At 53.4% G+C, this 14,839-nt stretch carries 13 protein-coding genes; all 13 read right to left on the reverse strand.

Features of this window, described 5'->3' with window-relative positions; all coding sequences use genetic code 11:
* Positions 1-125 precede the first annotated feature (125 nt).
* The 13 genes from GF423_RS09330 to GF423_RS09390 all read right to left on the reverse strand — a co-directional run bounded on the left by GF423_RS09330 (position 126) and on the right by GF423_RS09390 (position 14,529).
* Complete coding sequence (locus GF423_RS09330) at positions 126-671, reverse strand: DUF4468 domain-containing protein (RefSeq protein WP_154328099.1); 546 nt, start codon at positions 669-671, stop codon at positions 126-128.
* A gap of 248 nt (positions 672-919) precedes the next feature.
* Positions 920-1,492, reverse strand: coding sequence for a phosphoribosyltransferase (locus GF423_RS09335; protein ID WP_154328100.1), 573 nt, complete (start codon positions 1,490-1,492; stop codon positions 920-922).
* 743 nt (positions 1,493-2,235) lie between these two features.
* Entirely contained in the window at positions 2,236-6,573 is a 4,338-nt protein-coding gene (locus tag GF423_RS09340) for a phage tail tape measure protein (RefSeq protein WP_154328101.1), read from the reverse strand.
* Positions 6,574-6,951: 378 nt separating this feature from the next.
* Positions 6,952-8,577: a hypothetical protein gene (locus GF423_RS09345; protein WP_235911831.1), complete on the reverse strand. Its 1,626-nt coding sequence runs from the start codon at positions 8,575-8,577 to the stop codon at positions 6,952-6,954.
* Positions 8,564-9,127 carry a hypothetical protein gene (locus GF423_RS09350; protein WP_154328102.1) on the reverse strand — a complete coding sequence of 188 codons (564 nt, stop codon included), beginning with the start codon at positions 9,125-9,127 and terminating at the stop codon, positions 8,564-8,566. The genes GF423_RS09345 and GF423_RS09350 overlap by 14 nt, the downstream gene beginning before the upstream one ends.
* 53 nt (positions 9,128-9,180) lie before the next feature.
* The gene (locus GF423_RS09355; RefSeq protein ID WP_154328103.1) at positions 9,181-9,501 is read right to left on the reverse strand and encodes a hypothetical protein; all 321 of its coding nucleotides are present in this window, start codon (positions 9,499-9,501) and stop codon (positions 9,181-9,183) included.
* On the reverse strand, positions 9,452-9,943 hold the full coding sequence (locus tag GF423_RS09360; RefSeq protein ID WP_206113211.1) for a hypothetical protein: 492 nt from the start codon (positions 9,941-9,943) through the stop codon (positions 9,452-9,454). Before GF423_RS09360 ends, GF423_RS09355 begins: the two co-directional genes overlap by 50 nt.
* Positions 9,924-10,745: a hypothetical protein gene (locus GF423_RS09365; protein WP_154328105.1), complete on the reverse strand. Its 822-nt coding sequence runs from the start codon at positions 10,743-10,745 to the stop codon at positions 9,924-9,926. The genes GF423_RS09360 and GF423_RS09365 overlap by 20 nt, the downstream gene beginning before the upstream one ends.
* 90 nt (positions 10,746-10,835) lie before the next feature.
* Complete coding sequence (locus GF423_RS09370) at positions 10,836-11,456, reverse strand: hypothetical protein (protein ID WP_154328106.1); 621 nt, start codon at positions 11,454-11,456, stop codon at positions 10,836-10,838.
* Between the two features lie 20 nt (positions 11,457-11,476).
* Entirely contained in the window at positions 11,477-12,445 is a 969-nt protein-coding gene (locus GF423_RS09375) for a hypothetical protein (protein ID WP_154328107.1), read from the reverse strand.
* 1 nt (position 12,446) lies between these two features.
* Positions 12,447-13,487, reverse strand: a complete 1,041-nt coding sequence (locus GF423_RS09380; protein WP_154328108.1) for a Clp protease ClpP — start codon at positions 13,485-13,487, stop codon at positions 12,447-12,449.
* A 55-nt stretch (positions 13,488-13,542) separates the two neighbouring features.
* Positions 13,543-13,959, reverse strand: coding sequence for a hypothetical protein (locus GF423_RS09385; protein ID WP_154328109.1), 417 nt, complete (start codon positions 13,957-13,959; stop codon positions 13,543-13,545).
* A gap of 84 nt (positions 13,960-14,043) precedes the next feature.
* Positions 14,044-14,529: a hypothetical protein gene (locus GF423_RS09390; RefSeq protein ID WP_154328110.1), complete on the reverse strand. Its 486-nt coding sequence runs from the start codon at positions 14,527-14,529 to the stop codon at positions 14,044-14,046.
* Positions 14,530-14,839 lie beyond the last annotated feature (310 nt).

Raw genomic sequence — 14,839 nt, forward strand, 5'->3', positions numbered from 1 at the left:
AAAGATACAAAGAATGGAGTGGCAAAGTTTTGGAATGGCCAAAATTTTTCTCAAGAAAAGTGGGAAATATGTTGAAGAACATATTTCAGGAGCCGTCGCGGATAGATGGTTTCTGAGGCGATATGCTATCGGTTAAAGATGGGCCATAGCGGCTCGGGTTCTTTGAAGGCTTCATCGAGTGCGGCGTGAAGCGAGGATATCCGCTCGGGGTAGCGTTTGAGGGCAAATTTCATTGCACGACTATACACCGGTTTGCTGACAGCACTCATCTTCGGCTTGTCAACGCAAAGCACAAACTGCGGATGGTTGGCATTTTGATATGAAAAATCAGTAAACCACACACGCACCACGCCATCTCTGACCGCAATCTGGAATGAGTAATACATATTGTCGCTCGCAGCCGCAAGGAAGAGATGTTTGATGCGCACATAGTCCTTGAAACTGTCTTTCGGTCCAGTAAACACAATGCGGTCATCTTCCGCATGAGTCTCGGTAAATGCCCATGCCATGTCGCGACGGCTGTGCAACCACGTCTTCACCACTTCGGCAAGATCCTCCTTGGGTACGCCATCATAACAAAAAGTGCTGTCGATGCGCAATGGCACATCTTCGGCCCACGACGGCAGGGCGAAGCACAGCACCAACAATATATTAACGAGAAATCTGCACATAGAAACGATGGGTTTTAGATGTTGCAAATGTAAGTCCTTATTTTGGACTACGCAAATATTGTCCACAAGAAATCAGCCTGCTTCACAGCAAGCTGACCGTCAAACCATCATAACGATGGCACTCTTTTGATTTCTATGTGGTGGCAAAGGTAATGCTTATTCCTGAATTATCAACAAAATATTTTAGATTTCAACAATTTATTAACATCGAGCATAAAAAAGCCTCCCGTGGGTGGGAGGCCGGTGAGTCAGGCCTTGTTGTGCTGAAAGGCGGTGGCGGCGAGGAAGATGCCGCCCACCACCGTTGCGCCCAGTTCCTCGAGGTAGTCAACCATGGTGGCGAAGCTTGTGCCCTTGGTGATCACGTCGTCGAAGATGACCACCTTGCGGCCATTGAAGAAACGGCGGTCGAACTTGAGGACTTGCACCTTGGAGATGGTTTTGCACACCTTGTGCTCGTGGATAGCGAGGCGCTCACCCTCAACCTTGATGTGCTTGTAGGCGTTGGCCATCTGCGTCATGCGGCACACCTCGGCGGAAAATTGCTCGTAGCGCATCTGTGTTCTCTCCTCGGTGCTTGCAGGTATGCAGACGAAGGTGCAGTTCTCGAGGTCGGGCATCGACTCGTCGAGTGTCGTGCTGACCCATCGGGCGACTTCACTTGAAGTGGCGGTGTCGCCATCCTTGAATTTCCACACCTTTTTGCGGATGCCCCAAGCCTTGCCATCGGCCTGAATGGTGGTGGGGATGTAGGTGTAGCGAGCTACCATGAAGATGTTGTTGTTGTTCTCGAAAGCGGAAGTGTTTGAAATGTGTATCATAACATAGAAATTTTGAGAGTGAATAAAATTTTTTATTTACACAGCATTGTCACGAGCCGAAAGCGCGAAGCCGGCAAGGTTTTCTGGGCTAAATACTACCCGCAGGGGTGGAGATTTCGGCCGAAACAGCGCATGACCTTGCAAGGCCAAAGCCAGGCCGTAGCTTTGCGGTGTAAAGAAAAAAGTGACTCTAAAAATTTGTTATGGCACACATCAGGCACGACGCGAGGGCAACGCTACATCAGGCAGCACGCCACACCTCCCGCCACATCAGGCGGCACGGCACAGGGCACGCAGGGAGTGGAAATCAAGGCGACACCACCAAGCCCGATGGGCGGCCGACACGAATGCCCAGCCTCCGAGAACCGCCCCGTCGGCAGTACCAGAGGAGAGAGCAGCGCACGGCAATGCCGCAGGGTGTGCGACGCTGATGGGCGACTACATGCCAAGGTCAAGGGGTGAGCGCGAGAGGGGAGCAAGACCCCAAGATGCAAGTCTGTGAGGCAGCCGTTCAATGTCGCATGGTGGCACGACGACGCGCCAAGGGGCGAGCCACGATGGTTGCCGCGAGGAACAGCAACAGTGGTGAGCGGCACCGCCGCCACCGCCGCACAACAATGCCACCGCCCCCATCCACAGGAGGCTTGTGCGAAATGCAACAGTGGCGATGACCGTCACGGCCACCGCCACCTATCAGTTACTATATAAACGTTGAAATTAAAATATTTATGAGGATTGCATAACTACCTGCGTGGGTTGTCGCGCATACGCTGGTAGCGTTGCCACGTGCGGTCGAAGCCCCGCTCACCATCCATCACCATGAACGACTCAATGCCGTCGGCAAGGCGGCTGTTGAGCTCGTTGATGGCTGCCGTCTGCTGCTCCATGGAGGCTGCCACCAGCTGCATCGAGCGATCCTCGCGTGCTGCGGTGCGTTGCTGGGCGGCGGTCATGTCGCCCAGTATCGCACCCTGGCCCAGGGCGCGGCTCACATCCTCGCTGGTGAGCGAGCCCACGGTGTTGTTGCGCTGTGCTTGGTCTATCAGACGGAGCACCGGCAGCAGCTCCGGGTTCGCTACCGCCTGGTGGTTGGCGACAAACTCGTTGGCATGCACCACGCCCACCTCGCGGTGGCTGTTGCCGTCGTGCCCCGTGAAGCCACCCTCGTAGTAGCCCATTTGCTGCACCTGGTGCTGCTTGCGGATGGTGGCAATCTGCATGGCACCGGCTGCAAGAGCCATGCTTGCCGCGACAGGAGCAATGATATAGCCTATCGCCGGAATCTTGGCTGCACTGGCATAAGCATTAATCGCAGCCATTGCTGTCGATGCCACGGCTTGCGCCATCTCCATCGCCATAGCACGCCGGTCATACTTGGTCTTGATAGCAGCGACATCTTTCTGCTTCTGTTCCTCCAGTTTCTTACGTTTTTTCTCATTGTTGCCAGCAGCTTCGATTTGTGCATCATAACTCTTTTCAACTTTCTTGACTTCGAGGTCACGGCTGGCGTTGGCATAGTCGGTGTAGGACTTGATGCCCGCGTTCATCACCGCGAAGGTTGCCGCCGCCATGTCGCCGATAGACTTCAGCTTCTCGGGTAGCGTGGAGCCCAGGTTCTCAAAAGCCGATTTCCAAGTCTCGACCAGCGTGGTGACCATGGTCGCCCACTCGTTGCCCTGTCCGCTGATGAGCTGCACGATCTTGTTGTGGTAGTTCTGCACGATCTGCCACTTTCGGCTCTCGTAGTCCTCTTGGTCAATCAGCCCCTGGTTGTGGGCATCCTCAAGCGCTTTGAGTTGTAGGTCATAGTCATCCTTGGCATCGGTGAAGTCCTGGTTGGGTGCTTTCGTGCCGGTCTTGGAGTTCACCTCGTCGCGGTACTTGCGACGGATGGCAGCCTTGGCTTCCTCGGCTTCCTTCTCCTTGATGATTCCTTGCTTGTGCAGCTCATCGACAACAGCCAGCTCGGCATTCATGCGGTCGATAGCTCCCTGTTGAGAGTAGATATATAGCCAAGCAGCAAGGTCTTCCTCCTGTTGCTTGCGCTGTCGCAGTTCCTCCTCCTTGACAGCCTTGTCAAGAGCCTTCTCGGCATCGAGCCACTCTTTGGAACCCTCCTTGTGGATTTTCAGCACCTCTTGCAGGTAGTCAATTTCAAGCTTCGCACGGCGGTCATTCAGCCACCTCTGATTATGGAATGCTTCTTTATTGTCGGGGTTGTAGAACTCCATCTCGGCATCGAGCTTAGCCTGGTCGCGACGTTGCTGAGCAGCGGTGATTTGTATTTGAGTCATCTGTTGCTCATGCTTCGTTTTAGCTTGTTCAAGTTTCTGGGCATCCTTGGCATAGTCATCGCTCTCGGCTTTGCCAAAAGCCTCATAGGTGTCAAGGCGCGAGTTCCAGAACTCCTCTTCGATTTTAGCCATGCGATCAAGGTATTCATAATAACCGAGTTCACCAGACTTATACAACTGTAGTGCCTCAGTCTCGGCCTTGGCACGGTCTTCGACAGTATCTTTGAGGGCTTGCTGATATTCTTGTTTTGCCACACGGTCGGCAAGCCGTTTGGCTTTTGCAGCATCCTGCTCCTTCTTGCGTTGAGCGGCACGAGCCTCGCGCTCCTTCTTCTTGCGTTCCGCTTCTGCTTTTTTCTCCGCTTTCTCATCAGGAGACGTGAATGTAGAGCCGCCACCACCGCCATGGGAACCGCCAGAACCACCGCTACCTGACCCGCCAGAACCACCAGTAGGTGCGATGTTGCTTCTTGGCGAGGCAGGTCGGCCAGTGTCTTGTCTATACCAGTCTTTTCCATACTCATCCTTTAGAGCCTGCATGGCAGCATTGGTATATTTGAGTTTGTTGTTGACACGATCGAGCCGTGATTCAAGACCACGCAGCGTGGCCGCATTGCTGGTTTGTATAGAAGCGATAGGAGGGGGAGTGCTGCTCTGTGTGGTGGAATAGTTGTAAGGGTTCTTGGCGATTTGAGCATTTTGTTCACGTTGGCGAGCTTTCTCATCCTCGATTTCCTTCTCGATCTCCTTCTTCTCCATCACATAGCCGGCACGCTCTTTGCCAAGTTCTTTGAACTTCTCTTTGGCTCCTTCCACCTCATAAAGGCGAATAAGGCTATTGATGTAGTCATCAAGAGCCTGTTTGGAAGAACTGAATGCGCGTGTAGTAGCGTCAATCTTTCCATTAAAGCCAGGGATGGTTTTGTTCAGTTTGTCAACCGCTGCCTTTTGATTCTTGTAGGACTGCGAAGTATCATTAGCTGCCGCAATGAGAATTTCGAGTTCAGTCTGCTCATCCACAATTTTTTTGCGGGCTTGGTCACGTACATCATTCAGTGCTTCCTCAGCCGCCTTAGCCTCGTTAAGACCTCTATTGTGGTCAATAAGCAGACCAATGACAACGCCAAGTGCTGCTATAACTGCGCCCCATGGATTGGCGGCAATGACTGCCCACAATCTTTTAAAGCTAGCGACAAGCATATTATTCCAGAAAACTTTGAGTTGGTCAGCGATAACGGCAGCGTTTACATAAGCGGTGTAAACGCCGATTGCAGTAGCCGTAGAAATAATAGTACCTGCATATTCACTGATAAATGAGATTGTCGCAGACAGCACACGCATCATTGCACTGGTGCCTGTGATGGCGTACTTCATGGCCGGAGCCAGTTTCTGCCCCAGCTCCACCGCCATCTCGTGGAAGCCTTTCTTGGCTTTATCGAGTTGAGCCTGAACGGTGTTGTTCTGGACATTATACTCTTTTGTAACCGACGTACCCTCTTTGAAAGCCACGTTGGCTGCCTGTTGCTGCTGCTTCACCATGTCGATGTTACCGGCAAGTGCGGCGATCACCGCGCTGGCGCGTGCTCCATCAGTGCCCATGGCATCGAACACAGGAGCCAGCACGCTGATGTTGCCCAATTCATGCAGTCGGGAGAGCAGCATCAGCAGAGCCTCGTTGGTGTCCTCTTTCAGCACCTTACTGAATGCTTGCAGGTCCATGCCTGTCGCCTTGGCGATCTTGGCAGGATCCTGGAACAGTGTCATGATCAGTTGCGAGAGAGCCGTGGCGCTCATCTCCACCGCCTGACCTTGCGAGTCGAGCACGGCAGCGAAGCCCATGAGCTCAGGGATCGTCATGTTAGCCTGCTTGCCCACGCCGGCAAGGCGTTGGGCGAAGTCAGTCAAGTAGGGAGCCGACGCAGTGCAGTTTTGCGACAGTTCGTTGACCACCGAGCCCACGGCAAGCAGCGACTGTTCGACCCCCAGCCGCTGTTTGTCGCCGAAGATGTCGGTCAGCTTGGAGAGCGTTAGCGTAGCCCCCTCACCCAGATCATCCAGGGCCACATTGATTTGGTCGGCAGCCTTGACGAAGCCCAGCACATCCTCTTGGCTCTGCAAGCCCAGCCTGCCCGCCTCCTGTGCCAGTTTGTTCAAGTCCTCGCGGCTTGTGCGAGTGTCCATGCCCTTGAACGCCTCGTTGAGCTTGCCCACTTCGTCGGTAGTCATGCCGGTGAACTTACGCACATTAGCCATTTCGGCTTCCATGTCGGCATAGGCCTGCACCGCTTGGCGTGCTGTGAACACCAAGCCCGTGAAGGCTGCGGCGGCACTGGCGATGCTCATGCCCCACTCATTCACCTTGCGGTTAAGACGCGAGAGCAGCCCCTCGTGCTCACGCATCTCATCATCGACGGCACGGATTTCGGCCTTAACACGCTTGATGGCTTCGACATGCGCTTTCCACGCTTTCGAGCCACGCTCCATGTGGTCAAGGTCTTGTTTCAGCTGCTTGAGTGTGAAGCGCAGTTCCTTTGGCGAGGCTTCGTTAAGCTTCGCCAGCGCCGCTTGGCACCGAGCCGATGCCGTGCGGGCGTTGTCCAGTTGGCGCGAGACCTTGTTGATTTCCTTTTGGACACTTGCGAGCCCTTTCTGGTCGCCGGCAGCCTCGAATTGCTTTTTTTTAGCTATGAGGCTGTCCATCTTATTCTCCAGCTCGGCAATCTTGCGTCCGGCAGGTTGGTTGTTCACGTCAACGCTGACCGTTGCTTGTGTAGATATATCAGGCATAAAACTTGTTTTTGTGCAAAATTAAATCTAACTCACGGCACATAAAAAGACCTTTTGTGTGCCTGTTCCGCTCTCTCCGCAGGAGGTTTCATTCGTGGGTCGTAGTAGTCTCTGAAACAGGCTGAACAGGCTGTTTTAGATACGACCCACGAGGGGTAAAAGCGAATCCTTTCGCTACTACAGCGAGCAAAACCCTTAGCAAATAGGGTGTTGCGAGCGGCCGATGGCCGCATTCTTGCGGTCAGAACGAAAGTTCTGCCCCCACTGCCCTACGCCGCCGAGCCACTTACCACCATTGAGCCAGCGGAATATGCCAGCGGTCACTCGCCCCGCGCGTGCGGGCACGGCTGCGAGGTCACGCCGGTCACTTACCACCCATCAGAACGATGAAGTTACATTGATAGAGTGCGTTGACTGCGGGAACTTCTCCACGCCGATGCACAGCGTGTCGAAGGCATCGCTGCCGTCGGTGCGAGCCTCCAGCTTATCCTCCTCGGTCTCGGCGAGTTTCTCGCCTCGTTTGTCCTTGCCTCCATTATAGACACCTGCAGTCTGCACCGACACGAGCAGGTCTTCGTTGTTCTCCCGGTTGAACATCGGTCGCAGTCGTGCGTGACCCGCGAGCATGCGGTTGATGAGCAGCTGCTTCTCGATGTGGTGCATGGGCCTACCCAGATACACATCACGCACCCTCCACCCACGTTTTTTAAACTCGTTGATGATGACCCAGCGGAAGTCTTCCTGGTTCACGGCATAGTTAGAGCCAATGGCAGTGGAGTCGTAGTAGAACACCACCTCTCGCCGCTTGTGGTGGCGGTAGTACTGGCAGAAGTCGTCAATCAGTTCGGGCAGTTTGCGCTCGAATTTGACGAAAAATGACTTGAGGATAAGCAGCTGCGTCTTGCGGGGCTGCCCCACCACCAGCCAGTTGATATTGGCGTTATAGTCGAAGGCGATGCACAGCGGTTGGTTGCGGTCGACATCGGCATCAGCCAGCGATGACGGTTCCTTAATCTTGTCGAACTGATACTCAAGGTCATCGAGGTAGGAGAAGTTGGTGGCACTGTACTTGTTGTTCTCGGTCATCGAGGAGTAGAAGCCGTCGCGCTGAATGCCGATGCGCTTGCACAGCACGCTGGTCTGGAACGTGAGCGGTGGAAGGTCACGCTTCAGCTGGTTGATGAACGCCTCGCCCAGCACCTGCATGTTATAGATTGTAGATGCCTCACGGTAGTAGGTGGCCACCGAGCGCATACGGCACAGGTCACGGTTGAGTGTGCGCAGCTGTGAGCGCAGCCATGCAGGCACCTCGTGTCCCTTGGCCGTGATCGCAGCAATCTTCTGCTCGACGCGCCACACCTCATAGACCGTGCCTTGAATCAGCTTAATCAGTTCGGGGTCGCACTTGTGTTCATACTCCAGGAACCAAGAGCCTTTCTTAGTTACCGGCATATCACTGGTGATAAGCATGCCGTGATGGAAGTAGTGCTTGCCGAAGTACTGGCGGTTGCCGCGGTTGGCCGGCAACGTCTCATCCTTCAGCTGCTCGAAGTCGATAAACTTGGCTTCATCGATGTCGAGCGCGTCGTAAGACTGAGAGTTCGATGTGCCGCTTCGGTCCTGGGATATGATGAAGCCAATGCTGCCGTTGTAGAACGACAGCACATTCTCATAGTTCTCAGGACGGAAGATAGGCTCCGGCCAATGCCACGCCTTAGGCGGCTTGATGCCGATGCACCAATGCACGTTGCGCAGGTAGCCGAGTTTCTCCCAGTGCACCAACATCGACGGCAGCGTGTTGGTCAGCGCACGCTTGCAGTTAGGCGACACGATGCCGGTGATAGAGCCCGGCATGCGCTGCATGTTGCGCAGGTTCCACAGCGCGTGGATCAAGCCCTTGCCCAGCGCACGACCGGCGCAGAGGATAGTGTCCTTTGCGCCTGTGTATATTACCTCGTTCTGGATGTCGTTCAGGTAGAACGGCTGCGGATCAATCGGCTTCATCGGCTTCATCGGCTTTAGGTTTGAAGATCTCGTCCTCGTTGAACTCCACCGTCTCAAATTCCACTTCTTCGATTTCCTCGTTCCAGTACGAGGCAATCTTCTTCTGAATCTTCTCGCGAATGTTAGGCACCGGTTTGAATCCAGCCACCGACGGGTCATCAGTCGGCTTGAACGGTTGGATCATTATCTTGTCGAAGCCGCGATCGACAAGGTCTTCTTTGTCGAGCTGGGTATATTTTGCATACTTGTCGGCAGCAGCCACCATGCTCTTAGCATCGCGGTTGATGCGTGCCATCTCGTAGGCAGCGCTCACCATCTCGATGAAGCGGTAGCGGTGATATTCCTTGGTGGACTTCTGCAAGTCACCCAGCAGAGCCTTCACCAACCGCAGGTCGGCGTAGGCTTGTGTGGGTTGCAGTTCATACACCTGTTGGATGTATGCCACCAAGTCACGGTCTTTGGTGAGCGGGAACTTCAGCCAATAGTTGTAGATGTCACGCAGTCTAATCAGATGGTGTTGCGTGACTGCTGGCAGTCCAGCTGCTTCCATTTTGCTGACATCAGCAAAAAGATAGTCTTTGGCTGTATCGAGAATTGCCGGTATCATAGATCTTCGTCGGTTTGCATATCGCGCAGGTATGCCGATGTGAGCTGCACCGCCAGCGGGGAGCCCACTTCGGCCAGTTCAATCTCCTGCTTGCGCAGTTTGTGTGCCGTCTCGGCTTTGGCTTTGAGATAGACCCGACGCACCGGCGATGACTTGTCGTTGATGGCCAGGCGCAGCATGTCCTCATTGAGGTCAAGCAGCGCAGCCATCTCGCTGATGGGCGTGAGGTCACCCGCCAGCTCGGCGATACGGTCGAGCATTGGTTGGTCAAAGCCTGTCGAGAGGTAGTGCAGCAGTTTTGAGTTGTAGGAATCCATGTGCGATGTATTGATAGATGTCGTTGTTGGTAGTGATTATGCCGCATTCCATGCGGTTGCCCTGTGTTTGGTTCTGCGAAGTGACGATTGTCACATGGTGAGAATCGTTTTTGAGCAGCACCACTTTGCTGTGGTTCTCGCAGAGGAACACAGCATCGAAGACCGATTTGATGAAGCCGGCAAGAAGTACCGTTTTTCGACTTGCCTTCAAGTCGAGAAACAGCGAGCAAGACTTTACCAGGCCTTCGTTCTTCAGTCGGTGCAAGCGTCTGATGAACGCATCGCTTGTCGAGAAGGTCGAAATCACCAGATCAGCAGGACCGATTTGCCGCAGAACCTGGTCAATCACGTCTGCAAGCTGCAAACGGTTGTCGAAGTAAGCCTGCAGGGGCGTGTTCGCCAACGGTTTCAGGTGATTGACCTCACGCCTGGGCATCGTCATTTATGTTGATGCCCAGAGCCAACAACTCTGTCGTGACGGCAGCACCCACGATGCCGCCGGCATGACGGATTGCTGCGACACTGTCAAGGATTTTCGCCTTGGCGGTGTCGGTTTTCTCGGCATTGTCCTGCTCAAGTGATTGGGCAAGTATCTTCTTATACTTGCTTAAAGTCTTGCGAGCGGCGTTAATCTTGCGAGCGGCTTGGTCATCGGTGGCGTTGTCTGTCGCGTCCTGTGCAGCAGGGCAAGCGTCAGGCTCGTCGCCGATGACGAAGCCGTCATAGCGTTCGAGATTAGCGCGGTACTTCTTGTCGGCTTCATCCAGTATCTTCAGATACTCGTATCGGTCGCACGGCTCTGCCCGCTCCATGGTCTTCAGCTGTTCAAAGACATTCTTGATGGTTTTGTACAGCTGAAGGTTGTTGTCCCATAACGCTTGCACTGCGGCAGGGAGTCGGTCGTGGTCCTCACGTCGGCCCCTGGCGACCTTAGCCTCGGGCAGTTCATCATCGGTAGATATGACTGCCGGAGGCGTGGCAAGCGTTTTTTCAGCTGCAGGAATCACTTGGGATTCAAGCCTCATGACGTCGTCGCGCGTAAGGCCGTCGAGGCGGATGCGCAAGTGTTTCCGCAGCTCGTACTCCAGTTTGTCGGCGAACTTATCTGGCCGACGCATGATGTTGGCATAGAGTAAGCGGTTGTTATTAAGGCGCAGCAGCATCAAGGCGCCAGCCGCGATGTCGCGTTGGTCGCGAGGCGAGTTAAGCCAGTCGGCCAGTTGAGCGGTAAAATTATGGTCCATGTGATTAAGAGGAATTAAAAGGTCGGGCGGTCCAGGCTACTGAAAGACTGGGTGCCCGACCTGTGAGGGTTGGATTGCTAAAGAGGAACGTCAATCTGATGTTGCCACCGAGCCGTCGGCTCCGTTGATTTTGCCTTCGGCCGTTTCGATCTTGCCAGTATAATACGGCGAGGGCATAATGTCGGTCACGGTAACCGTGATGGTTGTGCCGCTGGCGTCAGTCTCAGAGCTGCCACTCTCCTGAGCCGGTGTCGTGTTCGTTTCGAACATGGCATTGCCCAGCAGGCGGTATTGCCCGTCGCGTTGCGGCCAGAGGTAGACCAGGTCGTCGGCATTAGCCTGGCGGCAGAAGGCTGCGGCCTCTGCATTGTTGCCAGGGTAGCGGAACTCGCCGGTGTTTTTAAACGTTTTGCTGGGTGCGTCGCCTTGCGACTCACTCTTAACACTCGACGAGCTGGCCACGATGTCGATTTTTTTCCACTTGCTGTCAGCCTTGAGCACGAAGTCAGATTTGATGATAGCGAGGTCCTTCATCGAGCCATCGCTGGGCACAGAAGCCGGAGCCGACGGGAAAGTCACGATATCGCTTTTTGCGATATAGTAGATGTGCGATCTCAGGCCAGGGAGCACAGTAGTGCCCTTGCAGTGCACAAGCGACTCATAGAGTGCGGTCGCAGCACACGGGTTGGCAGTTGTAGTAGGTGTAGGCATAATTCTAACTCCTTTCGTTATTAAGCGGTTTTCAGTTTGCCCACGAGCAGGCGCTCGGGGCTGATAGACTCAAACTGCACACCGAAGAACATGGTAGCGATGAATTGCAGCACAAAAGCCTCATGCTTCTCGATGGTGATGTTCTCTTCTTCGCCCTCTTGGTTCACGCCCACGAGCATGTTCCCTTGTGTGGAGAGATGGATGTAAGGCGAGTTGGCCTTGTTGTACAGAGGCACGAAGCTAACATTCTCAAAACCCTCAACCACGGTCTTCTTGTACTCGGTGTTGTAGGGAATAGCACCCACGGTAGACTGATAGTCTTTGAGGTAAGCACGGTAGATGGCTGGTGAGCAGAACAGCTTCACTTGCTGACCGGAATCCACGAGTAACTCGCTCGCTTTCTCACAGAACGCCTTGAGCTGGTCAACGGCGTTGTTGGCGGTGATAGCCTCGGTAAACTCAAAGAGGTTGCCGATGGTGGTGCTGATGGTGGGCGTGGTAGCTTTGATTTCACTAGTGGTGATGGTGTCGAAGCCGTTGAACAGATCGACGCTGGTGGTGCCGTCGTCGTCGCGCACAGCATCCCAGATGTGCGACTGCAAGTTGCCACCGAGTTTAGCTGTCAGATAAGAGAGCACGCGCAAGGCGATATCCACGTTTTTCAGATTCTCACCTTTGGTGATGGCAGCATCATAGATGCTCTTGACAACGCTGTTAGGCGAGAACTTCTTGACCACGCTACCCAGGAAGGTGTAGAGCGTGCGTCCCTTGATGTTCATGCCATCGTTGTCAATACGGGTCTCGCTGTAAGGGCCCAGCTCGATGTTGCCAGTAAGCTCTCCCACACTCTCAGCGTAGCGGATGCCACGGCGCAGCGTCATGTACTGCAGGGTCTCCTGCATGGCATGGACGGGCATCTGCAGCAGCTCGGTGCGGAATTTGTGACCGCTCAGCTGCAGTTGTTCGGGGGTGATTGTCATTTTTCCCATATTAAATGAGGTCTTTGATTTGGTTAAACATTTCTTTGCTGTTCATGGGCCGGTTATCGGCCGAAGCCTCGTCAACCTTTGCCGTTGTGTCGGCAGGAGCCTGTTGCAGGTTCTTAACCTGTGCTTCCAGCCCTGAGATAGTTTTGTCGCGCTCGGCGATGGTGTCGGCATCGGCCTGATGTTGCGACTGGAGCTCATTCAGGCGGTCTTCAATCGCCTGCAGTTGGTCGGCGGTCAGCGTTGCGCTGCCGTCGGTGATGGCGATTGCCTCCAGGTTGAGCAGGCTCGCCACGTTGGTAAACTTTTTATCCATGATTGCGAGTTTTGTGCTGGTGTCATCACACGCAGCGAGTTTATTCTTTGGAGTGAGCATGTCCTTGATTGCCTTTAGGGATTCAAGGACGGTGTGAAAGCCGAAAGCCGTGCTGTCGGGTTGGATTTCAAGCCCTGTGAGCGGCAGCCCTGCGGCATTGAATTTGCGGGCGAGTGCGTTGGTCATCTCGGGAGCTACGTCATCTTCAGCGATTTCGTCGATGAAGCCCCAGTCAAGAGCCTCCTGCGCGGTGAGCCATTTACTCTCCTTGAGCAGGTCGAGCAGTTCTTCCTGCGAGTGGTTCTTGCAGCGAGATGCGTACATGGCGGCGAGCACGCCGTCAATCTTCTCATTGTCCTCCTTGTTTTTCTGCAGCCTGTCGATGAGGGTCTGCAAGTCGGTGGCATTCATCTGCCCCCACTCAAAGACCTCGTTGCTGCACTGGTGGACGAGGAACAGCGCATACTTGCCCATCACTATATGCTTGGCTCCCATTGCGACCACAGTTGCCGCGCTTGCCACGAAGCCATGCAGGTGAGCGGTGACATCGCCGTGGTCGATAAACTGCTGTCTGATGTCAAGACCATCATCAAGGCTGCCGCCGAGAGAGGAAATCTTGACATCGACATGCTCATCTTTGTGGCGATCCAGCTGGCGGCGTATGCTCTGTTTGTCAGTGCCCAGCCACCAGTCGCCGATGTAGTCGTCAATAATGATTTGATAGTACATAGTTAATTTATTTTGTGCAAAGTTATTGCGACCTTTTTGAAGTCAAAAAGACCAATTAAGCCTTGATTTCAAGCAAATCGAGCGGTGTTTGCCAGCTGACAGTAATAATTTTGCCACTTGGTTCGGTCGCTTTGTCCGGGTAGTTGTCACTGACCGTGGTCACCGGGAACGGCTGCTCATTGATGCCTATGAGATATTGCTTACCCTCGACGGTGGTCACGCGCCAGGCCAGTCGCCGATGATCCACATGAAAATCATCGGTCGTGTGAGCGGTGAGTTTGACGGACGTCAAGCGGCTGCCGTTCTCCACGTTCTGCGACACAACCACTGAGGCGAGCCCCACCAGGCACAAATCTATGAAGTTGCGCCAGTACTGCAAGCTCACCTCATGGTCGCCAAGAAGCACCATGTTTTTGAGGTAGCGAGTTTCAATGAACTCAACTTTGATGATGTTTTGAAGAAGTTGTTGCATATCTCATTCTGTTTAAGTTTGTTCGCAGTTGTGCAGGTTTGTTCGCGTTTGTGCAGGTTTGTTCGCAAAAACCGAAATCGTGCCTCAGTGTCCGTCGTTTTTTTCACGAGAATTGCTTTGCAGGTTGATGCCTTTTTTAGTGTAGGCATCCCGGATGCGGTAATACTTTTGTCTGACTGTCTCCACGCGATCGAGAGATATACCGTGCATCTCACACCAGGCAGCCACCCGGGTGTTGATGCCGATGTTGGTGTTCTCGATGCGTTTGAGGTCGTTCCACAAGTTCTGAATGAACAGGTCCATGATTGCCTCATGCAACGCTTTTTTGCCTTTCACGCCCATGTAGTTATATGATGAAGGTGGTTTAGCCTTGCTGTCGGGGATGCAGATGGCGGTATCGCCTACCGATGGAGCATCAGGCAAAGTGTATTCGGGCAACTTTTGGATGAAGGTACGTATCACCGCGTTCTCATTCGAGCCAGTAGGGAACACGACAGGGTTGCCCAGCGAGTGCGCCAGCCACTCGGCCAGGTACTTCTCAAGCTTGATATATATCACAAACTGGCTCATATAGAGTACAAAAATACTAAATATTTTGCTGATTACAGCAATGTATTATCGAAAACAATAATTTATCTGAGATAAACATGGAGTAGCTGCAACACGCGCTACATTTGCCTACAACAATGTAATGTGTTGATTGTATGAAATTTAACAAAACTACATAACCCTCAAAATGGGACTACATGTGTAGTATTTATATATGATTTGTAGTAAAATCTAAAAAAAATAGTAAAATGTAGCTGATTGTAGCAGGTTGTAGGCAAGTTGTAGCATAGCTAAAGGCTTGAATATTGGCGATGTAGCCTTTGTAGCGCAT

The organism is Sodaliphilus pleomorphus (assembly GCF_009676955.1).
Classification (GTDB): domain Bacteria; phylum Bacteroidota; class Bacteroidia; order Bacteroidales; family Muribaculaceae; genus Sodaliphilus; species Sodaliphilus pleomorphus.